Source organism: Campylobacter sp. RM12654 (assembly GCF_020137585.1).
In the GTDB taxonomy this organism is placed as follows: domain Bacteria; phylum Campylobacterota; class Campylobacteria; order Campylobacterales; family Campylobacteraceae; genus Campylobacter_E.
This window is the reverse complement of sequence record NZ_JACGAR010000018.1, coordinates 12,985-37,284: the sequence shown is the minus strand read 5'-3', so window position 1 is coordinate 37,284 and position 24,300 is coordinate 12,985. Positions and strand designations below refer to the sequence as shown.

The 24,300-nt window shown below is 28.0% G+C and carries 25 protein-coding genes; 12 read left to right on the top strand and 13 right to left on the bottom strand.

Features of this window, described 5'->3' with window-relative positions; genetic code table 11:
- Positions 1–39 precede the first annotated feature (39 nt).
- The 3 genes from AVBRAN12654_RS06885 to AVBRAN12654_RS06875 are packed head-to-tail and all read right to left on the bottom strand — an operon-like array spanning position 40 to position 2,607.
- Complete coding sequence (locus AVBRAN12654_RS06885; protein ID WP_336614206.1) at positions 40–621, bottom strand: cytochrome c3 family protein; 582 nt, start codon at positions 619–621, stop codon at positions 40–42.
- 10 nt (positions 622–631) lie between these two features.
- Positions 632–1,033: a cytochrome c3 family protein gene (locus tag AVBRAN12654_RS06880; protein WP_239802709.1), complete on the bottom strand. Its 402-nt coding sequence runs from the start codon at positions 1,031–1,033 to the stop codon at positions 632–634.
- 2 nt (positions 1,034–1,035) lie between these two features.
- The gene (locus AVBRAN12654_RS06875) at positions 1,036–2,607 is read right to left on the bottom strand and encodes a flavocytochrome c (RefSeq protein ID WP_214120628.1); all 1,572 of its coding nucleotides are present in this window, start codon (positions 2,605–2,607) and stop codon (positions 1,036–1,038) included.
- Between the two features lie 264 nt (positions 2,608–2,871).
- On the opposite strand from AVBRAN12654_RS06875, the gene fldA reads away from it, so the two are divergent.
- From fldA to AVBRAN12654_RS06840, 7 genes are all read left to right on the top strand, one after another.
- Positions 2,872–3,357, top strand: coding sequence for a flavodoxin FldA (gene fldA / locus AVBRAN12654_RS06870; protein WP_214117907.1), 486 nt, complete (start codon positions 2,872–2,874; stop codon positions 3,355–3,357).
- A 43-nt stretch (positions 3,358–3,400) separates the two neighbouring features.
- A complete protein-coding gene (locus AVBRAN12654_RS06865; protein ID WP_336609132.1) occupies positions 3,401–4,843 on the top strand; it encodes an ABC transporter substrate-binding protein in 1,443 nt (480 codons plus the stop codon).
- A complete protein-coding gene (locus tag AVBRAN12654_RS06860) occupies positions 4,836–5,546 on the top strand; it encodes an EI24 domain-containing protein (RefSeq protein WP_214120649.1) in 711 nt (236 codons plus the stop codon). The genes AVBRAN12654_RS06865 and AVBRAN12654_RS06860 overlap by 8 nt, the downstream gene beginning before the upstream one ends.
- Positions 5,547–5,610: 64 nt before the next feature.
- A complete protein-coding gene (locus AVBRAN12654_RS06855; protein ID WP_214117910.1) occupies positions 5,611–5,802 on the top strand; it encodes a hypothetical protein in 192 nt (63 codons plus the stop codon).
- A gap of 37 nt (positions 5,803–5,839) precedes the next feature.
- Positions 5,840–6,667, top strand: a complete 828-nt coding sequence (locus tag AVBRAN12654_RS06850; RefSeq protein ID WP_336614205.1) for a restriction endonuclease — start codon at positions 5,840–5,842, stop codon at positions 6,665–6,667.
- Between the two features lie 73 nt (positions 6,668–6,740).
- Positions 6,741–7,592, top strand: a complete 852-nt coding sequence (locus AVBRAN12654_RS06845) for a hypothetical protein (RefSeq protein WP_336614204.1) — start codon at positions 6,741–6,743, stop codon at positions 7,590–7,592.
- Positions 7,593–7,654: 62 nt separating this feature from the next.
- Positions 7,655–8,515, top strand: coding sequence for a hypothetical protein (locus AVBRAN12654_RS06840; RefSeq protein WP_336614203.1), 861 nt, complete (start codon positions 7,655–7,657; stop codon positions 8,513–8,515).
- Positions 8,516–8,610: 95 nt separating this feature from the next.
- Here the strand turns inward: AVBRAN12654_RS06840 and lepB are convergent, their stop codons facing one another.
- A complete protein-coding gene (gene lepB / locus AVBRAN12654_RS06835) occupies positions 8,611–9,462 on the bottom strand; it encodes a signal peptidase I (protein WP_336614202.1) in 852 nt (283 codons plus the stop codon).
- Entirely contained in the window at positions 9,449–10,294 is an 846-nt protein-coding gene (locus AVBRAN12654_RS06830) for a bifunctional 5,10-methylenetetrahydrofolate dehydrogenase/5,10-methenyltetrahydrofolate cyclohydrolase (protein ID WP_336614201.1), read from the bottom strand. Before AVBRAN12654_RS06830 ends, lepB begins: the two co-directional genes overlap by 14 nt.
- Positions 10,295–10,354: 60 nt before the next feature.
- On the opposite strand from AVBRAN12654_RS06830, the gene AVBRAN12654_RS06825 reads away from it, so the two are divergent.
- Genes AVBRAN12654_RS06825 through AVBRAN12654_RS06815 form a run of 3 tightly spaced genes read left to right on the top strand, consistent with a single transcriptional unit; the run spans position 10,355 to position 12,213 of the window.
- The gene (locus tag AVBRAN12654_RS06825; RefSeq protein ID WP_214120453.1) at positions 10,355–10,708 is read left to right on the top strand and encodes a hypothetical protein; all 354 of its coding nucleotides are present in this window, start codon (positions 10,355–10,357) and stop codon (positions 10,706–10,708) included.
- The gene (hemL, locus tag AVBRAN12654_RS06820; protein WP_214117917.1) at positions 10,698–11,975 is read left to right on the top strand and encodes a glutamate-1-semialdehyde 2,1-aminomutase; all 1,278 of its coding nucleotides are present in this window, start codon (positions 10,698–10,700) and stop codon (positions 11,973–11,975) included. Before AVBRAN12654_RS06825 ends, hemL begins: the two co-directional genes overlap by 11 nt.
- Positions 11,968–12,213 (top strand): AtpZ/AtpI family protein, encoded by a 246-nt coding sequence (locus AVBRAN12654_RS06815; RefSeq protein WP_336614200.1) that lies wholly within the window; start codon positions 11,968–11,970, stop codon positions 12,211–12,213. Before hemL ends, AVBRAN12654_RS06815 begins: the two co-directional genes overlap by 8 nt.
- A gap of 24 nt (positions 12,214–12,237) precedes the next feature.
- Here the strand turns inward: AVBRAN12654_RS06815 and flgH are convergent, their stop codons facing one another.
- Positions 12,238–12,915, bottom strand: a complete 678-nt coding sequence (flgH, locus tag AVBRAN12654_RS06810; RefSeq protein WP_239802701.1) for a flagellar basal body L-ring protein FlgH — start codon at positions 12,913–12,915, stop codon at positions 12,238–12,240.
- Between the two features lie 69 nt (positions 12,916–12,984).
- Here flgH and pta point away from each other — a divergent pair, with 69 nt between their 5' ends.
- Both pta and AVBRAN12654_RS06800 read left to right on the top strand, forming a co-directional pair.
- Positions 12,985–14,439: a phosphate acetyltransferase gene (pta, locus tag AVBRAN12654_RS06805; protein ID WP_336614199.1), complete on the top strand. Its 1,455-nt coding sequence runs from the start codon at positions 12,985–12,987 to the stop codon at positions 14,437–14,439.
- A gap of 20 nt (positions 14,440–14,459) precedes the next feature.
- Positions 14,460–15,629 carry an acetate kinase gene (locus AVBRAN12654_RS06800; protein WP_336614198.1) on the top strand — a complete coding sequence of 390 codons (1,170 nt, stop codon included), beginning with the start codon at positions 14,460–14,462 and terminating at the stop codon, positions 15,627–15,629.
- A 90-nt stretch (positions 15,630–15,719) separates the two neighbouring features.
- Here the strand turns inward: AVBRAN12654_RS06800 and AVBRAN12654_RS06795 are convergent, their stop codons facing one another.
- The 7 genes from AVBRAN12654_RS06795 to pgl form a co-directional block, all read right to left on the bottom strand.
- Positions 15,720–16,271 carry a hypothetical protein gene (locus AVBRAN12654_RS06795; protein WP_336614197.1) on the bottom strand — a complete coding sequence of 184 codons (552 nt, stop codon included), beginning with the start codon at positions 16,269–16,271 and terminating at the stop codon, positions 15,720–15,722.
- 118 nt (positions 16,272–16,389) lie between these two features.
- On the bottom strand, positions 16,390–19,146 hold the full coding sequence (locus tag AVBRAN12654_RS06790) for a type III restriction-modification system endonuclease (RefSeq protein WP_336614196.1): 2,757 nt from the start codon (positions 19,144–19,146) through the stop codon (positions 16,390–16,392).
- 1 nt (position 19,147) lies between these two features.
- Positions 19,148–20,656 (bottom strand): site-specific DNA-methyltransferase, encoded by a 1,509-nt coding sequence (locus AVBRAN12654_RS06785; protein WP_336614195.1) that lies wholly within the window; start codon positions 20,654–20,656, stop codon positions 19,148–19,150.
- A gap of 167 nt (positions 20,657–20,823) precedes the next feature.
- On the bottom strand, positions 20,824–20,982 hold the full coding sequence (locus AVBRAN12654_RS06780; RefSeq protein WP_336614194.1) for a hypothetical protein: 159 nt from the start codon (positions 20,980–20,982) through the stop codon (positions 20,824–20,826).
- 57 nt (positions 20,983–21,039) lie between these two features.
- Positions 21,040–22,677 (bottom strand): glucose-6-phosphate isomerase, encoded by a 1,638-nt coding sequence (gene pgi / locus AVBRAN12654_RS06775; RefSeq protein ID WP_214120226.1) that lies wholly within the window; start codon positions 22,675–22,677, stop codon positions 21,040–21,042.
- Positions 22,677–23,648 (bottom strand): glucokinase, encoded by a 972-nt coding sequence (locus AVBRAN12654_RS06770; protein WP_214117926.1) that lies wholly within the window; start codon positions 23,646–23,648, stop codon positions 22,677–22,679. Before AVBRAN12654_RS06770 ends, pgi begins: the two co-directional genes overlap by 1 nt.
- Positions 23,629–24,300, bottom strand: coding sequence for a 6-phosphogluconolactonase (gene pgl / locus AVBRAN12654_RS06765; protein ID WP_214117927.1), 672 nt, complete (start codon positions 24,298–24,300; stop codon positions 23,629–23,631). The genes AVBRAN12654_RS06770 and pgl overlap by 20 nt, the downstream gene beginning before the upstream one ends.

The window sequence follows — 24,300 nt, the reverse complement described above, 5'->3', positions numbered from 1 at the left end:
ATAGAATTTAGAATTAATTCTAAATTCTATTAGCTAAGCTTATTGCTTAGCTCTTTGTTTTTCCCAATCTTCCCAACTATGTGGAGTTGTGTCCTTTAAATCATATAAAGTTTGTGCTAAATCTTTATGCCCTACATGTTTATGACAATCGGTGCATTTCATCTCATCAGTACTACCTTTAAAGCTTAGATAAGTAAGATGGATTGGTAATGTGCTTTCATTGTCTTTTACGAAAGCATTTTCGTGGCATTTTAGACAAGAGCTATCAAAAGTATAATTTTTTCTAGCGTGTTCTCTATTTGCTAACCAATCTTTTTTAGTGGGGTCTTTTGTTAAAGTTGTAAAGCCTTCTGCTATTCCGTTTTTAGCTTTAGTCAATAAGTATTTTGCCAAATTGTCGTGTGGTAAATGACAATCAGCACAATTAACTACCACTCCTTTAGGATTTTTAGCCCCGTGTATATCATCATTAACATTTGTGATTGCTATAGGTCCATCCCAAGAATGGCAACTTCCACAAAACGGATATTTGCCTGTTACATGAACAATTTTTTCTCCTAAGAATACTAAAACAAGAGTTATGATTACTATCATACAAGTAAAAGCTATTTTATTTTTCATGTATTCTCCTTTATTTTACTTTTAAATTTTTTAAGATTTCTTGGCTATGGCATCTAGCACACATATTAACAGATGGTTTGTGAGTTTTATGACAATTATCGCAGTCTAATTTATCATAATGTGGGCTTTGATGAACATTGTTATTATGTCCGTAACCTGCAGTATATTCTGCTAATTTTGAATAATCCCCGTGGCATTTTATACAACTATTTAGCATAGCTGATGAATAATCTTTCTCTTGTGCTTCTAGGTGGCAATCATTACACTTAAGATTTAATTTTTTATGAATTCCTTTCACTTCATAGGCTTTTTCACTAAAATCTACATTTACTTTTCCTAACGAATCCTTTAATACATTTTCATTTGCAAATAAAAAACAGGCAAATAAGCATATAATGCTAATAAATCTCATTGCTAACCCCTTAATAAATTATAATTTTTTGCTAGAGTATTTCCAGCTCTTTTTCCATAAACTAAGCAATCTAAAACCGCATTAGAACCCAATCTATTGTATCCGTGTCTTCCGCCAGTAATTTCTCCACACGCATACAAACCTTGAATTAATTGCATATCATTATCATATACTTCACAATCTTTATTAGTTTTTACTCCACCCATACAATGATGAACTTTTGGTCCTGGTCTTGCAGCAAAAAATGGAGCTTGTTCTATTTTTATATACTTTCCTTTGTAATCTGAAAAATTGCGATTAAATTCTGGGTCTTTATAATCTTTATCTTTTGAAGCAAGTTCAACATATTCATTGTATCTTTTTAACTGCTCTAAGAAAGGCTCTTTATTGATATTATAATGAGCTATTAATTCATCCATTGTTTCAAATTGTTTTACAGCACCAACCAATAAGCCCCTATTTAAATCTTCTATATCAACCGTTTTAGTGCCATTTATATCCATAATTAAAACAGGTGGATTTAAACCTTTTTCATTCATAGCTAATATTGCATCGCTACCTTGTTTTCTATCAGTAATTTCATTTACAAATCTTTTTCCTGTTTTAGGATTTACCATCATTCCATAAGCATAAGCCCTAGTAATCCATCTATAAGCAAATCCAAAACCGCCTTCATCTTGACTTGTTACGTGCATACTTTGAATATATTGCATATCTATGAATTTAACATTATCATTTATTAGTTTTTGTGCTGTGTAGCCAGTAGCTCCTAAATGATTTGTGGTTAATACATCATCTCTTAAACTAGAGTCAAATATTTGTCTAAATTTTAAATCAGCTCCCCAACCACCAGTAGCTAAGATAATACCACCAAAGGTTCTATAATATTTAGTAATTCCACTTTCATTGTTTTTTTCTTCATATCCACGCTCAAAGTTAAATTGATATTTTTCTCTTACTTTAATTCCAACAACTTTATGATTTTTATCATATAAAATATCATCCATTATAACTCTTGTTAAAATCTTACCGCCTCTATTAAGAATTTGTTCTTGTAATGGTCTTGTGATATAACTACCTGCACCTGCTGAATGAGAGCGTGGAACGCTATGACCACCACTTCTGCTAACCCACTTAAAATTAACTCCATTATCTATAAGCCAATCAAGAGTTTTTACTCCATCATTTATCATAATATTTACTAATTCTAAATCATTTAAATTCTTACCACTTTTTAATGTATCTTGTATGTGTAGATTAATATCATCAACTATTCCATCTCTAGCTTGTAATTTTGAGCCAGCAACAGCCATTGAACCACCTGAATAAGCCGAGTTGCCACCTAAATAAGGCATTTTATCAATCATAACAACATTTTTAATACCATTATCCAAAAGACTTAGCATAGCTGCACTTCCTGCAAAACCACTTCCAATTACTATTGCATCATAATATTCATCCCATTTTATATCATCAATATCTATACTATTAGATAAAGCAATATTAGGCATTAAAATAGAGCCATACACTAAGCCAGAAAACTTTAAAAAGTCTCTTCTATCTTTAGTTTTCATAAAACCTCCTAATTAAAAAATAAGTTTAATAATAATTTTATTTTAAAATAAAATATACTTAGTAAATAATAAAAATTTTTTAATAATATTTTTAGTTTAATAATTATTATGAAGTAATAATAAGGATTTTTGATAAGTGATATTAATTTATTCTTATATAAATAAATTAATATAATTAAGGTTTTTGTAAAAAGAATTTGGTTAATGATTAACAATAATTTCAAATGGTAAAATTATGTCGCAAATCAAATTAAGGAGATAATTATGTCAGTAGCAGTAGTTTTCGGAAGTGCTATGGGAAATACAGAAGGCGCAGCAGAAAAAATTGCAGAAGCACTAGGTGCTGAATTATTAAATATCGCTGATGTTGATGCTGATAAACTAAATGGTTTTGATAAATTAGTTTGCGGAACTTCAACTTGGGGTAGTGGTGACTTACAAGATGATTGGGATTCATTTGATTTTAGTGGTCTAAAATTAGCTGGTAAAACAGTAGCTGTATTTGGTATGGGAGATAGCTCAAGCTATTCTGATACTTTCTGCGGCGGTATGGGTAAATTAGCTGCGGCATTAAAAGAAGCTGGTGCAAATTTAGTTGGAGCAGTTTCAACTGATGGTTATGATTTTGAAGATTCAGAAGCAGTAGTTGATGGTAAATTCGTTGGTCTTGCATTAGATAATGACAATCAAGAAGATTTAACAGACGAAAGAATTGCAAACTGGGTAGCACAAATTAAAGCTAACTTCTAATCACGAAATAGCAAGTTTTTTACTTGCTATTTTAAGGATACTTATGAAAAAGTTTTTATTATTATTTTTAGTGTTTTCAATTAATTTTTTATCTGCTGATTTAATTAAAGTAGCTATGAAAAATCAACCAAATAATATAAATCCAATTTATAATCCAAATGATGATTTAGTAAATTTATTATATTTAGGTTTGTTTTATAAAAATAATAATAAAGAATTAATTCCTGCACTAGCTAATTCATACAAAATAAGTAATGATAAATTAAGATACGAATTTGAATTAAAAAAAGGTCTTCATTTTATAAAAAATAATATAGATTTTGGAGAATTTACTTCAGAAGATGTAAAAACTACTTATGAAATAATTATAAATCACTTTTTTAATTCAAATTATAGTAGATTTTATAATAATATTTCTCAAATAAATATAATTGATAAATATAAAGTTGAATTTGTATTGAAGTATCCAGATAATGATTTTTTAAATTCTTTAACGCTAGGGATTATGTCAAAAAATGCTCTTATTAAATATGGTTTAAGTTGGTTTAATAGTGATGCTATTGGTCTTGGTACTTATAATTTAAAGCAATTTAACAACGAACAAATAGTTTTAGTAAAAAATCCTAATGCTATTTTTAAAGCACTTAATGATGGGGTAGTTTTTAAGTTTTATCAAAATGAAGTTCAAATAAAAAATGCTTTAAATAATGACATAATTGATGTTGGCTTGATTAATTATAAAAATATAAAAAATATTGATGATGATTTAGTATATAAGACTTTAGAATCAGATCACGCTATAGCGTTACAATTAAATAATAAAGTAATTTATGATAGAAAATTAAGATATGCAATTTCTTTAATTATTTGTAACAAATCTATTTTAAATCAATTGCCAAATTTTAGTATCAATAAACATATTTTAAATCTAAATAATAATGGTTGTGATAGAGCAGAAGCTAGAAAAATTATAAATGAATTAGGATTTTATAAAGATAAAAAGAGTATAGAATTAAATATTAATAAAGAAAGCACAGCAAATTATTATAAAAAATTAGATTTACCTTTAAAATTAGAAATTTATGTAGATAAAAACAATAAAGACTACTTAAGTATAGCCGAAAATCTTGCTATGCAATTAAAAGATTTTGGAATATTAACAGATGTATTACAAACCAACAATGATGATAATGAAGCTAGTAAGATTGTAGATATTGAAGTATATGATAGTATTAATTTTGCAACTATTTTAAATACAAATAAGATTAATAAAACTCAAGCAAAAAATACCATAAATCAAGTGCAAGAGAATTATTACAAAGAGTTTCAAGAACAGATTAAAATGAACCCTTCTTATGTATTTTTGGTAAATTACAATTATTTTTTAGCTTATAATAAAAAAATTAAAGGTATTGAAAATATGCCAATAGGATTTAATGGAAACGGATTATTTTCTCAAGTAATTAAGTGGTATAAATATGAATAATTTCATTATTAGCTTAAAAGATTTTTTTACATTTAGATTTTTAGCATTTTCTTTATTTCCATTAATTATAAGCTCAATTATATTTATTAGTTTATTAACACTTGCATTTAGTTATGTTGGTAGTTTAGATTTTAACGAAGAAGCTTTTAACTTTTTTTTAGGTGCGATGATACTACACGCCATACAAATATTTATTATGATAATTACTATTTCAGGTGGTGGTTTTTTAGCTTTATATTTATCTATATTTTTTGCTTTAGTTATTACTTCATTTTTAACTCCAATGATAGTTAGAGAAATCAATTTAAAGCATTATAATTACAATAAATTAGATGAAATAGGGTTAATTCAAATAACTTGGCTTTTGTTTAAAATCGTATTGAAATTCTTATTCTTTTTATTTTTTGTGCTTTTATTTCACATAATTCCTATATTAAATTTCATAGCATCATTTTTAATGTTTTGCTTAATGTTTTATTTATTTTTTAATTTTTTAATTTACGATGTGGCTAGTTGTGTTTTAAATAAAAATGATTTTTTAAGTTTTAAACCTTTTAAATTTAAATATATTTTTTGCGTATTTTTATTTTATTTGGCTTCAAATATTCCTTATGTTGGGTTTTTTCTACCTGTATTTTTTGTAATATTTCTAGCTCATTTATTATTTCAAAATGAATTAAGATTAAAACAGCCTTTAAATTGATTAAAAATAACTTTTATATTTTGATTTTTTTGTAGTATTTAATTTTATTTTTAAGGAGATTATTATGGTTTTAAACAATGAAATTATTTGTAATGTATGTAGTCTAAAAGCTAGCGAAGACGAGCACGCAGTATTTATTAGAGCTCATAAAAACAATAAGCCAGTAGATATTTGCACAAGTTGTATTCCGAGCGTAATTCACGGCTCTGGAATGGTTGTAAAAAGTGATGAAGAAATCATTAAAGATTTAGATTGATTTTAGGAATTTCATTTGAAATTCCTATGGTAATTGTATGTTATTTAGCATTTTAGAATTTTTACATAATTACTATGGCTTAATAATAACTATTTTTTACTTCATATTACTTGGTATATTCGTTTTATTTATAAAAAAGGCAGAAAAATTTATAAATGACAAAAATAAAGAAATTCAAACATTAAAAATAGATAAAGAAGATTACGAAGATACAAAAACTAATAAAAATATTTTGCTATACAAAAACTATAAATATGAAGAAGAATTATTAAAACTCAAAGATGAGTTAAAACGATTACAGACTTTAACAACTTCAGATATTAATAAAATAGCCATTGAAAAAGCACAAGAATTGATATTAGAAAAAGAAAAAGATTATGAATACAAATTAAAAGAATTAAATAGATATTATAAGCTAGAAAAAGATAAACTAATTCAGTCTTATGAATTAAAAATAAGTGAAGAAAAAAACGCACAAAATAAAATCAAATTAGAAAATATCAAAAAAGGCAAAAATTACGAATATCAAATAAAAATATACTATGAAAATATAGGTTATAAGGTTTTTCCAAATGGTTTTGTAAATGGTAAAAACGACAAAGGTATAGATTTAATAGCGTATAAAAATAGTGAAATAAGGCTAATTCAATGCAAGTGCTACACAAATCCACCAAAACAATATCTGCTTAGAAAATTTATAGGAGATTGTGAAGTTTTTATTAGAAACAATCCATCATTATGCGATAATAAAATAATTTATAAAGATTTTATAACAAGCTGTAATGATAAAGATTACGGAGTAGTGTGTTATTTAAGAGAATATCCAAATGAAATAAATTATCAAATCATTAACTATATAAATTAAAGCATTAAGACAATAAATAATAGATTAATAATTTTTTATTTGCTATAATTAACCTTATTTTTAAAGGTAGGATATGAATGAGTTTTTAATATATCTAACATATTTTTTAGATAATTTACATGGTTTAGCTAGTGGGATTATTAGTATTTTAATTCCTATACCATATGCAAGTTTTATTACTTACCCTATTGTTTTTACTCTTACTTTATTTATAGGATTAAAGCTCTATCCTAGATTTATAATAGCTTTATATATTTTATTTTTATATTTGGTTATAAGAATTGGGCTTATTGATAGAGATGCCGGTGGGTGGTTTGTAGTTTTACAACTATTGCTACCAATTGTATTTTCACTATTAATTTGGTGGTTTTATAAGTTAATAATGAAACAAAATCAAAAATTTATTAAAGGTATATTCTATTTTTTCTCATTTTTAATGATTGCCTTTCACGGAATATTATTAATAAGTCATTTTAATTTACAGCAAAGTCCAAAGCACGAAGTAATAGAACTTAAAAAACCAAATACCTTATTATTAAGCACAATTGAAAAAGAAAACTATACGATAGATGGTAAGTTTTTTAAAAGCGTAAAGTTAATAGTTGATAAAGAAGTGCAAATATATGAAAATTATAAAAAATATGAAAAACGCTTTGAAGAAGAAGCTTCAAAATTACCAACTAGACTTAGCAAAGATAAATTAATAAATTATGATATTTATGGTTATTATAAACCTTGTAGTTATGCAATAACAAATTTAAATAATTTGAGTTTAGAACTTAGCCCTAATCTTAATAGAATTTATGATTCTTTTACTAGGTTATTTATTGATAACTATTATCTTAGTTTAGACAATTATATAAGTGATTGCTCTAATGATGTTTATACAAATTATTTAAATAAATTAAAAGGAGAATTAAAATGAAAACAAGTTATAAAAATATTAGTAATTTTTATAATTAGTTTTATTAAATATAAAGGATAAATTTGAATATAGATAATTTAAAAGATTATAAAATAAAAAACGATTATTTATATAACTTAGAGCTTATTAGATTGTTTAATGAGATTTTTTCAATTTTTCTTACACTTATTTCATGTTATTTTGTAATAGATATTATCAATGAATTAAATAGTAAACCCGAAAAAACAATGACTGACATACGAAGAATTCAAAAAGGTTGGAGTGGTATTATTGATGGTATTTTTTTTGTTGCATTCTTTTTAAAACTTAGACAAATAAAAAGACTTAGATTTGTTAAAAATAATGATTTTTATATTAGCGTAGATAATGAAAAGATATATTTTGATACTTATGAGATAGATGAAGCAGGTGTTTTTGGTATAGCAAAGAGCTATAAGAAAGTAACTGCAACGATAAATAAAAGCGATATAGTTTTTAGATTACAAACCAAGCGACCTGCTTTAGCTTATTCGTATATATTCAATAAAGACGCTTATAACACTAAAGAAACAGAAAATCAAAGTTTAAATTATAGATTAGACTACCCTATAGCTAGAATAATTTTCTTTCCTATAATTATGTTTTTTGTAATATTGGATATTTTATCAAGCTATTTAATATTATTTTTACTAAATGGTAAAAGCTTAAAAACTTACACAATATATCAAACTAAAACCAAGCTAGTTTCATTGCCTTTTGTTGATGATTTATCAGTTTATTTTTTATACACAGAGTTTAGACAAAAGTATTCTGCAATTAGCAAAGGTGGATTTGAAATGGAATTTAGAGAAGAAGAAGCACAACCACTAGGCGAAAAATACATAGCAAAACAACAAAAGAAAATTGAAAAGATTTTAAGTGAAAAGTCTTGCAAATACAATTAAATAATTTTAATTTTTATATAAATTACCTTTAAAATATAATGTATTATAAAATAAATTCTAATTCAAATCACAAGAATTTGAATTAGATATTTTTGTCAATCAAGAGAATTAATATCGCTTATTTCGTGATGGATATATCTTTCATCGTTTTCTAAGGTATCAACGCTTTTAAACATTCTTTCCCAGCGGATATTATAATCATCATCCCAGCTTAGATAAACAAACCAAGGCTTACCTTCAATATATTTATAATCTACACTTCCCCAAAAGCGGCTATCATTTGAGTGGTCGCGATTATCACCCATCATAAAGTATTCATTGCTAGGCACCTTATAATAATACGCTTTAATATCACTTCTTAATTCACTAACATAAATTGGCTTCATTACAAACTCACCCTTAGCCATAAAGTATTCTATGACCTTATCAAAATCCACTCTTTCATCATAACGAATACCCTTTTTAGTATAAGGCTCTTTTATGTATAATTTGCCTTGTAAAATCACTTGTTTATTAGCAGGATAATTTGCTCTCATATATTCATCTCCTTCGTGCATTCTTACATAAAGGGTCTTATTTGCAAATATTATCTCATCATCTCCTAGAGCAACGCAGCGTTTAACATAATGTAGCTTTGTATTGTGCGGATACAAAAACACCACTATATCATCTCTTTTAGGCTTAGCATAGCTTAATAAATGCCCATCGCCTTTAAAATCAGGTAACACAGGAACTTCTAGGAATGGAATTCTAGGAGTTGGTATCCCGTAGGCGAATTTTTTTACAAATAAATGATCTCCTACTAAAAGTGTGTTTTTCATAGAGCCACTTGGTATTGTAAAAGCTTGAGCTACGAAAAATATAAAAACAAGAACAAATACAATAGTCCCTGTCCATGAATTCCAAAAATCAACTAATTTTTGCCATTTTGTTTTATTTTCTTGCATTTTCTTCCTTTTTTAATCTTGCTTCATATGTGTTTTGCATTAGTGCATAAATAGTCATAGGTCCTACTCCGCCAGGAACTGGAGTAATCATACTAGCTTTATTACTTGTCTTAAGATAATCTCCTGATAGTTTTTTGCCATCAATTTCTTTGCAAATCCCAACATCAATTAAAATAGCTCCATCTTTTATAAAATCATCATTTATTAGATGAATTACACCTGTAGCACTTATTAAAATATCAGCGTTTAAAGTATGCTCTTTTAAATCTTTTGTATATTTGTGGCATACGCTAACACTTGCACCTTCATTAATCATCATAGCGGCAAGTGGGCGACCTACTATGATACTATCATTTATTATGCAAATATTTTTGCCTTTTACACTGATACCATAATGCTTCATTAAAATATCAATTCCAAGCGGGGTGCAAGCATAAAAATGTGGTTTTAAATTCGCTAAAACTAAACCTAAATTAAGTGGAGTAAAACCATCTACATCTTTAATAGGATTTATAGCGTTTATGATATTGTCTTTATTGATATGATTTGGTAAAGGCAGTTGCACTAAGATAGCATCTATACTATCATCATCATTTAAATCTCTTATGATTTTTAATAATTCTTCTTCGCTAATACTACTATCTAGCTTATAATCTTTACTAATTATTCCTAATTCATTACAAGCTTTTAATTTACTTCTTACATAAACCCCACTAGCATAATCATCTCCTACTAAAATTACAGCTAAGCAAGGTTTGGTTTTTAGCTCATTAATTTTGAGTTTTAATTGTGCGTATAATTCTTTGCTTAATTTTTTTCCATCTAGTATCAATTTGTAACCTTTATAAAAATAAAGATTGTATTATAACCCTTAAAAACAACGGATTATAAAATGAAATCAAAATTAATATTATTAGTTTTTAGCGTATTTGTTTATGCTAATAGTGATTTTTTAAGCAAAGATGAATATCAATTAAGCTTGTATCAAAACCCAAGGGGAATTGGTTGTGATAAATGTCACGGGCTTGATGGAAGTGAGCAAATATTTGCTACTTATAAAGAAAATGGAAAAACCATTCAAGTAATAATCCCTAGTATTAAAAATATTAGTTATGAGAATTTTTATAAAGCCTTAGTTAGTAAAACAAGTTCAAAAAATATAATGCCAAATTATTATTTAACAAATGAAGAAATAAAAAATTTATACTTATATATCAAGAAAAAAGGAGAAAAAAATGACAAATAAAGAAGCTTTCGCACAAGCACAAACATTAATAGCAGGTGGGGTTAATTCTCCTGTAAGAGCGTTTAAAAGTGTAGGTAGTGAGCCTGTATTTATAAAAAAGGGCGATGGTGCTTATATAATTGATATTGAAGATAAAAAATACCTTGATTTAGTTCAAAGCTATGGGCCTTGCATTTTAGGGCACGCTGATATAAATGTAACAAACGCTATTATTAATGCAGCAAAAGATGGCACAAGTTATGGTGCTCCTACATTAGCTGAAAGCAAATTAGCACAAAAAGTTATATCGTTGTATCCTGCAATAGAGCAAATTAGATTTGTAAATAGTGGGACAGAAGCTACTATGAGTGCAATTCGCTTAGCAAGAGCTTATTCTAATCGTGATGGGCTTATAAAATTTGATGGTTGTTATCACGGACACGCTGATATGCTTTTAGTAAATGCAGGAAGTGGCTTGGCTACTTTTAATACTCCAAGCTCAAGTGGAGTTAGTAAAAACGCTGTAAAAGATACTTATACAGCTAAATACAATGATATAGAAAGCGTAAAAGAGCAAATTGCTATAGCAAAGAGTAATGGTAGTGAAATAGGTGTGATTATTATTGAACCAATTGCAGGAAATATGGGTTTTGTCCCTGCTAAAAAAGAGTTTTTAGAAGACCTTAGAAAGCTTTGCGATGAATTAAAAATCGTTTTGATTTTTGATGAAGTTATGAGTGGTTTTAGAGCTGCTTTAGGTGGGGCTTTAGAGATTTATAAAGTTGTGCCTGATATGGTTTGTTTTGGCAAGGTTATTGGTGGGGGACTTCCTGTTGGAGCTTACGCTGCAAAAAAAGAAATTATGCAACTTCTAAGCCCACTAGGCGGAGTATATCAAGCAGGAACGCTAAGCGGAAATCCACTTGCAATGGCAGCAGGTATTGCAAATCTTGAGCAATTAAACGATGATATTTATAAAAAATGTGATAAATGGGCAAAAAATGCAATTAATGCTATGCTAGATGAGAGTAAAAGTGCAGGAGTGCCTTTTGTAGCTAAAAATATAGGTTCAATGTTAGGATTTTTCTTTAATGAAAAATACCCATTAAATTACGATGACGCTAAGACAAGTGATACAGCTAAGTTCTCAAGATTTCATAAAATTATGCTAGAAAATGGAGTAAATCTTGCACCATCAACCTATGAAACTGCATTTATTTGCTCTAAGTTTGAAGATAAAGAATTTGAAATATTTATAAATGCGTTCAAAAAGGCTATTCGTGCATAACGAAGAAAATAAAAGAGCTAAAAAAGTAAAAAGTGTAATAGACGCTGCAAATCATCTAAGCTTAGGCATTAGCATTGTAGTTGCGGTGCTAATTGGCGTTGGTTTAGGAATTTTACTAGCTAAGATTTATAAGCCTTTATTTTTCGTAGGACTTGCGTTTGGAATAGCAGCTGCAATTTTAAATGTATATAAGGCTTATAAATTATTATTAAAAATCAACGAAGATGATAAGAAATAAAGTCTTTTTAACCTTGAATCAAGGTTAAAAAGGCCAAATAGTTTCAACTGCTTTTGTTCCCCAAGGTTTTTTAGTAGCTTTATCAATTTCGCCTTGAGTTGAATAAAGTATTTTAGCGTCTGCTATGTATTTACTCTCAATTGTGTTTTGACCTGTTATATCATAAGGTCTAATTACTCCAGAGATTTGGACGATTTGTTTTTCTCCGTTTATTAATAATTGTCTTTTTCCTTCAATAAAATAATTTCCATTAGCTAATACCTTTATTACCCTAGCACTAATTGTTGTTTGAAATTTTTCATTTCTACTAGCTTGACCGCTACCACTAAAATCTGAATTATTTTTTGTTTGAAAGCCAATATCTGCTGACTTATTAAGACTTGATAATAATCCTGCAAAAACTCCGGAATTTAAATTAGCATTAGAAGATTTATTCGTGCTTTTACTAGCTTTACTACTTTGGCTTGTATCTTCTTTAATAATTATTGTAACTATATCATTTACATTCATAGCTTTATTATCGCTAAAAAGTGGATTAGAGCCTTTTCCAAAAAGTGAGCCTGGACTTCCTAAATTATTATCAGCCTTAGGTTCAATTTGCTCTACATATGTTGGAGCTTTCATATCCATTTGCGGATCAGCCAAACCACAACCTGAAATTAACAAAGAGAAAACAAAATATTTTATATAACTTTTTTTCATATTTTCTTCCTTATTTATTAATATTTTAGGCATATACTCTAGCGAAATTTAATCAATGAAGGAGTAGCAATGAATGCGATTTACTTTCAAAAACAAAGCAGGGAAAGTTTAGATAATCTTGCTATAAAATTATCAAAAAAATATTCAAATATTGTTGTTTTCCAAGCACTTGCTTGTGAAGACGGGGTGTGTGGTTTAAATAAATTATCAAAAGAGCATAATATAAAAACTGAATACTTATATGATAGTGCAACAGGCGTTAAAGAGTATTTGAAAAATGAAAATACTTTTTATAAAAACATAATCATTAAAGTTAATGAATTAAAAGCTAAATATGATTTTGTATTAGTTGCTAGTTTTGGAGTTTTTGGTGGTCTTGATACTTTTTGGATAAATCTAAAACTAAGTAAAGAGCTTAATTTAAATTATGTAATTGATAATGATTTAACCAAATTTGAGTTTGCTAAAATTCATCATAAATACACAAGTTTATATAATGAAAATACAAGCTTAGATGAGTTATTAAATCTTAAAAAACCTGATTATATAAGCCCAATGGCATTTGAAGTTATGCTAGAGAGCAAGGCTAAAGAAAATATTAAAACCATAGTTTTACCAGAAGGAAATGATGAGCGTATTTTAAAGGCTGCTAGTATTTTATTAGAAGGTAAAGCTGTTAAATTAATTATCTTAGGAAACAATAAAGAAATAGCACAAAAAGCTAGTGATTTAGGTATAGATTTAGATGATGTTAAGACTTATAATCCAGGTAATTCATCATTAGATGATGAATGTGCAAATGCACTTTATGAAGCTAGAAAATCAAAGGGAATGAGCCTTGAGCAAGCAAAAGAACTTATAAAAGATAGAAATTATTTTGGAACTTTATTAGTTCATTTAGGCTACGCTGATGCTATGGTTAGCGGGGCTGCATGTTCAACTGCTGATACAATTCGCCCAGCTCTTCAAATAGTTAAAACTAAACCAGGTGTTAAGAGTGTAAGTGGTGGATTTTTTATGTGTTTAAGTGATAAGGTTTGGTATTTTGCTGATTGTGCGGTAAATCCTAATCCAACTCCTGAAAATCTAGCCGAAATTGCAAGTGTTAGTGCAGCTACTTATAAGGCTTTTGGTTTTGAGCCAAGAGTTGCAATGCTATCTTATTCAACTGCAAATAGCGGTAGTGGAGTAAGCGTTGATTTAGTAAAACAAGCGTGCGAATTAGCAAAATCTTATGAGGGATTAAATTATGATGGTCCTATACAATTTGACGCAGCAGTAGATATTGCAACAGCAAGTAAAAAAATGCCTGATAGCAAAGTAGCAGGAAAGGCAAATGTATTTGTATTCCCTGATTTAAATGCAGGAAATATAGCTTATAAAGCAGTGCAAAGAAGTTCAGGGGCTATTGCGGTTGGTCCTGTTTTGCAAGGTTTAAACAAACCTATTAATGATTTAAGTAGGGGTTGTTTGGTTGAAGATATTGTAAATACATGCTTAATTAGTGCAATTCAAGCACAATAAATTATAAAAAAGGAAAAATTATGAAAAAAATATTAGTTTTAAATGCAGGTTCAAGCTCACTGAAATTCCAATTATTTTTTAATGAAGATAGTGTTGCGAGTGGTTTGGTTGAGCAAATTGGAGAAAGCAATTCAAGAGCAAAAATTAAATTTGATGGCAAGGAATTAGAACATTTAGGTGGCATAAATAATCACGAAGATGGCTTAAAAGTAGTTCGTGATTTATTTGCTAAAAGCGGACTTTTAACTGATTTTAATGAATTAGCAGCAGTAGGTCATCGTGTGGTGCATGGTGGGGATAAATTTATTAAAGCAACATTAGTTGATGATAAATGTTTAAAAGCTTTAGATGAATTAGTAAAATTAGCACCTTTACATAATCCTGCAAATATTTCAGGAATTAAAACAATTATAAATCTTGCTCCAAGTGTTAAAAATATAGCAGTATTTGATACAGCATTTCATCAAACAATGCCAGAAATCGCATATCGCTATGCAATAGCTAATAAATATTATGAAGAAGATGGCGTTAGAAGATATGGCTTTCACGGAACATCTCATGAATTTGTAACTCGTGAAGCAGAAAAATTCTTAGGTATTAAAAACATAGATGCAATTACAGCTCACTTAGGAAATGGTGCAAGTATTAGTGCTATTAAAGATGGTAAATGCGTTGATACTTCAATGGGTCTTACTCCACTTGAAGGATTAATGATGGGAACTAGATGTGGGGATATTGATGCTGGAGCTTTATTTTATTTAGCATATAATAAAGGTTTAAGCATTGCTGAACTTGATAAAATTTGCAATAAACAAAGTGGTTTATTAGGAATTTGTGGTGCAAATGATATGCGTGAAATTGAAGAAAAAATGCAAAATGGTGATGAGAAAGCAAAATTAGCATTTGATATGTTTTGCTATAGAATTGCAAAATACATAGGCTCATACCTTGCAGTAACTCCTGCTAAGGCTCTAATTTTTACAGCAGGTATTGGTGAAAATGATGATTTAATGAGAGCTGCGGTTTGTAAGCAACTTGCACATCTTGGCTTTAGCATTGATGAAGAAAAAAATGCTAAGCGTGAAAAAGTAGCTAGAAATATAGCAAAAGCTGATTCAAAATACCCAATTTTAGTTATTCCAACTAACGAAGAATTATCAATAGTAAAACAAACAATGGAACTTATTTAATCCTATTGATTTAAATTCTTGTAAAACTATAAATAATTAAACATTATTTGTAGTTTTACTGCCATTATATCTTCTTAATTGTATTTTATTTTATATGTTGGGATTACATAACCATACCCATCTATATAATATTCTCTCTTCTTTTTCCTTAGTATATGAGTTATATAACATTACTTGCATTTCATCTCCATCTATAAATTGAAATGAATTTTTATCAAAAAATCTTTTTTCAAAAAATACTAGATTATTGTTAAATTCATTAACTTCTTTTAATTCTAAATTATCTAGAGTTTTAAGAGATTTAACTTCATCAATGCTATTATAATTTTGCACTTCATATATTTTTGCATTACTTAATTTAAAATAATTTACAATTGCTCTTTTATATTTTTCTTCTTTTTCCAAATTACATTTATATCCGCTTTTAGAATAATCATATTTATAATTTGTATACTCATTTTTAAAATCCCAAAATACTAAATAGCCCTCTACTTCTAATTGCCTTTCAAGAGAGCAAAGCTCTTTTTTGGTTTTAAGAAATTTATCATAAGTTGAACTAAAGTATTTACTATAGATATTGTATGAATACTGAACAAGCATTAAAAAAGCGAAAATAGCAATGATAAAAAACGCTAAACTCAAACCAACAAATAAAGATTTTTTATTAATTCTTTAATAAAAGAAAACATTTAACACCTCATATTTTTAATATAATCTTGTATTCTAATTTAAATCCTTTAAGGAATTTAAATTAGATTAATTATTTTTTATTGATTATATTTTTTATAATTGTTTCCAATTTATCATTATTAAATTGTTTTTCAAAAGTAACATTTATACCTTTAAAAAGATTTTCTGCGTTAGTAATTTTCGCATTTTCATCACTTCTTAGATTGATTTTGCTATCTACGCCTTTACTTTCAAGCACAAAATAATGGATATTTTCTTTATCATCTTTTAATACATAAGCAAAATCAGGCGAATAACTAAATCCACCCACTACAGGGATTTTTAATGAGTTTTTAGGTATTTTCATAAAGACTTGTATGCTTTTTATATCTTCTTTTATTATCTCTTGCTCAATTTTACTATCATAAAAAATCTGCTCGTATAAAAAGGTATTATTTGCTAATTCATCTCCACCTAAAACACCTATATCACTAGCATTTATTTCATTTAATATTTCACCTTTTTCATTAGTGATTTTGGTAGGATGAATGTGGTGTGAAAACTCTTCGTAAGATATGCTAAAAAGCCTATTAGAATTACTTAAAAGATAAAAATTAAATTCCTTACAAATAGCATTCAAACTAGGCTCATTTAAATAATCATTTATGTTAAATAAACCATCTTTCATTAACTCATAAAAGGCTTTATGTAAAGTGTTTAGATTAAGACCTAATTTTGTGCTAAGTCCTAGCAAAAACTCTCCATAATTTAGAGTTTTTATATTTATTTTATTATTTAAAATATCTTTTTGGCTTTTTAATTGATTATTATTTACGCTTAATTGTGTAATTTTTATATAACTTGAATTATCTTTTGCTTTAAATTCTTTTAAAAACTCTTTAAAATTAGCTAAAAACACATTTTCAATGGCATCGTATTTTAAAAATACTTTTTTGTTTATTTCTTCCCATAAAGCCTTGATTTGTGGATATAAATTAGTTTTGATTTTTACTTTATTTTCTAATTCATTAGAGTTTTTAATCTTGCCTTTTTTAATGTTATTTTTGCTAAATGCTTTTGGATATTTTGCTTTTAAAATATCTACATTTATTATCTTACTTCGCTTGTTTATAGCACCGCATTCTAAAAGCTCATCATAAATCAAATCTTCATCTAAATCATATTCACTTAAAATTATTTTATAAATTTTCTCATCTAATAAATCATCTATTTTTATATCAAAACACTCATCACATATCTTAATTTCATTTATAAGTTTTTGAGTAAAATCACTCTCACTAGCATCTACGAAATAATTTAAATAATATTCTTTATTAGTAATTCTATTGCCGTATTCATCAACAGGAAGCCTAAGCCCACGCCCAACTTCTTGAAGCTTACTTATCTCACTTCCGCTACTTCTAAGTTTGCAAATATTAAATACATTTGGATTATCCCAACCTTCTTTAAGTGTCCATTTTGAAAATATAAATCTTCTAGTATTATTAAGACTAAGTAGGCTCATTTTATCGTGCAAAATCTCATTTATTTCTTGCTCTATTTTATCATCTTTATCACTATTATCTTTTGAAAAATAACCGCCGTGAGTAAGGCTAATATCGTTTAAAGATTTTTGTAAATATTCTTTATAAAATCCTGTGCTAAGCTTTAATTCTTCTTCAAGTTTGCTTTTTAATGCCTTTTCAAAATATTCTTTTAGCCTTGCGTTTTCTCCACGATAAGAATTTATATCATCTATAAAAAATAAGCTTAAAGGCTTTAATTTTATCTTTTGATTTAAAAACTCTCGCTCTAACTTAAAATGCTCATCTAAACAAGCATTTATCATTTGCTTAGCTAAATCATCATTAAAGCTAAAAGGATTAAATTTGTTATCTTTAATTAGCTCTACGCCATTTGATAAAAGCACTTTTTGCTTGTTTAAATCTTGCACGAAAATATCTAAAAAATCATAAAAACAAGCGAAATTTTGCCCCTTGCTAAGTCTAAACTCACGCTTTTTATCATCACAAAAAATAGCTTCATTATCTACTATATCTTGAAGTTTAATATAAGCTTTATTTCCTATTTCAAATTCTTGCACGAAAGTTTTTACACCTTTAACCAAATTATCATTAAAGGCTTTAAGTGGGGTTAGGTTATAAAGCAGGTTTGAGTTTTCTTTAAAAGTCGCTCCATATCTTAATATAAATTGTGGTTTTAGTTTTAAAACATTCTCCCAAGTTTTACTTGCTTTATCAAATTTATGTGGCTCATCAACGATTAAAATACTTTGAGTATCTGCTAATGCAGGAAGTATGCTAAAAAATCTATCAAAAAGATTGCTTTCAAATTCTTTTTTAAAAGTTTCTGAATTAAGCATTCCTGCATTTATTAAAAGCACTCTTATAGAAGCTTTATCATCGTGATTGCAAAAATCTTTTATGCTTTGTGGCATTTGCTCTTTTTTACTTGATTTTTCGCTTTTTACTTCGTAAAAACTTAAGCTTTTTTTAAACTCATCTATAAAATGTTGGCGTGATAGCTCAAAAAAACTTTTAGTCCCTGATTTAATAGCTAAAGTTGGCACAAGCACTATAAAGCTATCATATCCATAAGCTTCATTTAGCATAAACATAGTTTTTGTGTAAGTGTAGGTTTTACCTGTGCCTGTTTGCATACAAATATCATAAGTGTTATCATTTATAAAGTTTTGATTTTTTATACCATTAAACTCTTGAATTTCTTTAACATTTGCCTTTATATCATTACTTGAAAATATTTTTAAAACACTTTGAATAGCTATATTTTGATATTCTAAATCATTAGTATAATTAAAGCTACCCATCTTAAAATCTCACTTGTAATTTAATGCCTAATTTAATTAAAGCTTCTTTTAAACTCTTATGTTCGCTACTTGTAAAACTGGCATTGTATAAAATAACTCTTTCGCAAATTAGCTCACTATCTTGTAATTTTTGCATTAGGGTTTTGATATTTTCGCTTTTAAAATGTGGGAAAACTAAGTAAAGCAATTTATTACAATAATAAGCCTTATAATCGTTTATATTTATTATTTTAAATTCCATATCTAAAGCTATACCATCGGCTAGTTTATAGCTAGTTAGAATTTCATTTGTTTTATCGTTATTAAATGGTGCAAAAAGATTATCGCCTAAGCTTAAATCTAGTTTTTCTATTTTTTCTAGTTCTAATTCATCTTTATATACTATCTTAAATTCACTAAAGTCTAAATTAGTAGCGTTTGGATAATCTTGTTTGATTTTTTTCGCAGCTCTTATTAATCTTTCTTTGGTAATTGCATAAATTGTTGGCTTACAATTAAGTTCATTTTTTACAAAATCATAAGCAATTTTACTCTTTTTCTCATCTATTGGCTCATCAAGTTGAACTAAAATAAACTTTCTATTTCCACCATCTTCGGCATTTAATTGCATAATAGCGTGCCCTGTTGTCCCACTTCCTGCAAAAAAGTCTAGGACAATATCATCTTTATCGGTTGAAATTTGTAATATTCTTTTTAATAATTTAGTTCCTTTTGGATCGTTAAAAATACCTTTACCAAGCAAAGAAGATAATTCTTCATTATTGCTATGTGTATGCCCCACTTCATCATAACTCCACACACTACCACAAGAAATTCCTTGTCTAACTTCAGTAATATAAGTTTTTTTATCTATTCCACCTTTTGAATTAAAATACAGTTCGTTATCATAAAATAGCTGTAATAACTTATCTTTAGAATATCTAGGGTATCTACCTATCGGAGCTTGCCAAGTTATTCCATTTGGAAAAGTTATACTATATTTACCCAGCTCACTTCCACTTCTTGCATGAATTGGTGTTGGTTTCCAAGCACCTTTAGGATCATTATCTCTATTTTTATATGCAGAATTTTGTTTCTCGCTTCTTGGTAATAAATTTAATTTATTATTAATCCTATTCTTAAAATAGCAAAAAATATGTTCGTGTTGATAAGACATATCTGTATCATTAGAAGTTGTGTATTTGTTATTCCAAATAAAATCAGCTACGAAATTCTCTTCACCAAAAATCTCATCACACAAGAGCTTTAATTGAGCTGCTTCATTATCATCAATTGAGATAAATATCACTCCATCATCTTTTAAAAGCTTTCTAGCTAAAAATAGCCTTGGATACATAAAGGTAAGCCACGCTGAATGTGAGCTTGATTTTTTAGTGCTAAACTCTAGCACTCTTTTAGCTTCATCTTCACTCATTCCAGCGTTTATTAAATCATCTAGCTTATAAGCTCTAGTATCATTATAGACAAAATCCTTATTAGAGGTATTGTAAGGTGGGTCTATATAAATCATTTTGATTTTTTTATAATAGCTATTTTGTAAGTGTTTTAAGACTTCTAAATTATCGCCTTTTATGAGTAGATTTTGTTTTAGATTTTCATTAAATGTGCCGTTTTGTTTAAGGTAGCTTGATGGTTTTAGATTTGCTAGATATTTTGCGTGTTTTTTGCCTAAAAAATTTAAACTATAACTCTCATTTGTAAAATCCCCCCCCCGTTAGCAACTATTTCGCTTTGGAATTTTTCTAAATTAAATTTTCCATCTTTATCAAAACATTCAGCAAAATGTTCTTTTAATATATCTAATTTGTTTTTGCAGTCCTTATGTAAAAGTTCCATTTTCTCTCCTTTTTTCGTGGAATTTAAAATAGGAATTTCATAAAGAAATTCCTAAAATTATTTTTTATTAAACTCTTTATATAATTTTATTAGATTTGTAGTTGAGCTATCGTGCTCGTAACTCACATCACTTCTTAGCTCTTCAAGTATTGTTTTTGCTAAAGTTTTGCCTAATTCAACGCCAAATTGGTCAAAACTATTTATCCCCCAAATCACACCTTGAACGAATATTTTATGCTCATATAATGCAATTAGGCTACCTAGATTTCTAGGACTTATTCTTTCTAATAAAATCGTATTGCTAGGGCGATTTCCCGAAAATTCTTTATGTGGGATTAGCTTTTCTATCTCACTTTCACTTAAATTACTTTTACTAAGTTCAGCTCTTACTTCATCCTTGTTTTTGCCTTTCATAAAGGCTTCAGCTTGAGCGAATACATTGCTAATTAAAATTTCGTGGTGTTCTGGCATATCGTGTGGTTTTTCAAGACTTACTATTAAATCAATCGGGCTTATATGAGTTCCTTGATGAAGTAGTTGAAAAAATGCGTGTTGAGCGTTAATTCCTGTTTCACCCCAAATGATTGGAGAAGTTTCGTAATTAATTAATTCCCCATTTTTACTAACTTGTTTTCCATTACTTTCCATATCAAGTTGTTGAATAAATCTTGGAAAATGCTTTAAATATTCATCATAAGGTGCGATTATATGTGAGCCACCACCATAAAAATTAATATACCAAATACCTATTAAAGCTAAAATTACAGGCAAGTTTTTAGAATATTCAGCCGAGCTAAAATGCGAATCCATTAAATACGCGCCTTCTAGCATTTGCCAAAAATGTTCTTTTCCTAAATAAATCATAATAGGAAGACCAATTGCAGACCACAAACTATAACGCCCACCGACCCAGTTCCAAAACTCAAACATATTATTACTATCTATTCCAAATTCTTCAACAGCCTTTTTATTAGTTGAAACTGCTACGAAATGTTTAGCTACAAAGCGTTTATTAACTGCGTGATTTAAAAACCACTCTCTAGCAGTTAAGGCATTTGTTAGGGTTTCTTGAGTTACGAATGTTTTTGACGCTATTATAAAAAGTGTAGTTTCTGGATGAACGCTATCTAATACATTTTGTAATTTTGAGCCATCTACATTTGATACAAAGTGCATTTTTAGTCTTGGGTGTGCGTATTTTTTCAAAGCATCACAAGCCATCAATGGTCCTAAATCAGAGCCACCAATTCCTATATTTACAATATCAGTTATTACTTGATTTGTATAGCCTAGCCACTCTCCTGATCTTATTGCGTGAGAGAATTTCTCCATTTTGTTTAGCACTGCATTTACATCATCCATTATGTTTTCATTATCTACATAAATAGGTGTATTTATACGATTTCTAAGAGCAATATGTAAAGCTGCTCTATTTTCTGTGGTATTAATCTTTTTACCACTAAACATATCTTTAATGTTTTGTTCTAAATTAGCTTCTTTTGCAAGATTAATAAGATTGCTTAAAATCTCTTCATCTATTCTATTTTTAGAATAATCAACCTTAATCCCACCAACTTCTAAAAAGTATTTATTCGCTCTATTATTATCATTAGCAAATAATTCTTTCATATGAGTATCTTTTGATTTGTTGTATAAAGACCATAATTTTTCATAGCTTTTTAATTTGCTTAACATTATTTATCCTTTAAATGATTTTGCAGTGCCACACTAGCGCCGTTTATACCTGGAAATTTTGATAAAACCACAAATACAGGAATTGCTGCTAAATAACTATCAAATCTACCTTTATTCTCAAATCTTGCTCTAAATGATGAGTGTTTAAAATACTCTAATATCTTAGGAATTATTCCACCACAAATATAAACACCGCCCCTAGCACCTAGAGTTAATGCTAGATTTGAAGCAATTGTTCCTAGCATTGCACAAAATATATCAAGACTTAATCTACATAAAGCTGATTTTTCGCTTAATGCTAGTTCGCTAATTTTACTAGCGTCTAAAGTATCATTTATACCTTCTTTATGTGCTAAAGCTTCATATATTAGCTCAAGTCCCATTCCGCTAAGCAATCTTTCAGCCGATACATGCCCGAATTTGTTTTTTGCATAATGCCAAATCATTGATTCAATCTCATCAAAAGGTGCAAAGCTAACATGTCCGCCTTCACCTGATAGTGCAATATAGCCATTTTTACTAGGGATTAATCCACTAACTCCAAGTCCTGTTCCAGGCCCTAAAACAGCTTTTACGCAATTTTCTTCAGCTTCTCTTCCACCAATTTGAACCAATTCATCACTATTTAATTTTGTAATAGCAAGTGCTTGAGCGGTAAAATCATTTAGAATTAATAAAGTATCAAATCCTAATGCAAGTCTTGTGGTATTGATTGAAAAAGCCCAATGATTATTAGTCATTTGTATAAAATCACTTGTAACAGGATTTGCCATTGCAAAAGCAGCGTGTTTTACATTTACATTTTTATCTTTTAAATATGCTCTTACAGCATCTATTATAGTATCGTAGTCTTTGCATTGTAAGACTTCTATTTTATCTATATTTCCTGATTTAAATTCTAATGCAAATCTAGCATTAGTTCCACCAATATCTGCTAATAATCTTGGATATTCATTTTGCGTAATAGACATCTAAATTTCCTTTTGAATTAATTACATAACTTATTGGATATTTTTTATTTTTTTCTTTACAAGCTAATAAAAACACTTGATATTTCTCGTCTCCACTGATATTTAAAAATATTCTTTTAGCTTTTAATATGCTTTCTAAACTAAGGCTAATTCTATCGTAATTAGGAGTTTTTACTATGTGATAAGCTTGGTTTTCATCACTTAATAATTCATCTAAATTAGAAGCCGTTGGAAAGATTGATGCAGTATGAGCATCAGCTCCCATACCTAAAATCAAAATATCAGGAGTTTGATAAATATTATTAGCGTGGTTTTTTAAAGCTTCATAATCATTAATTAATTCATCTTTAATACAAGTAATTAAATTAGCCTTACTAGCGTCATTTTGTAATAGATTTTGCTTTACTAGATTTGTATTACTATCTTCGTGATTTGTAGGTAAAATCCTTTCATCTACTAAAAATACATTTACTTTAGTCCAGTCAAGTTTTTCTTTACTTAATTTAATAAATAAATCTTTAGGACTTTTACCACCTGATACATAAAAATTTACGCTACCTTTACTATTAATACATTCATTTAATGAAAATACTAATTCTTTATATAAAGCGATTTCGCTTATGTTTTTGTCATTGAATGTAAATAATCTCAT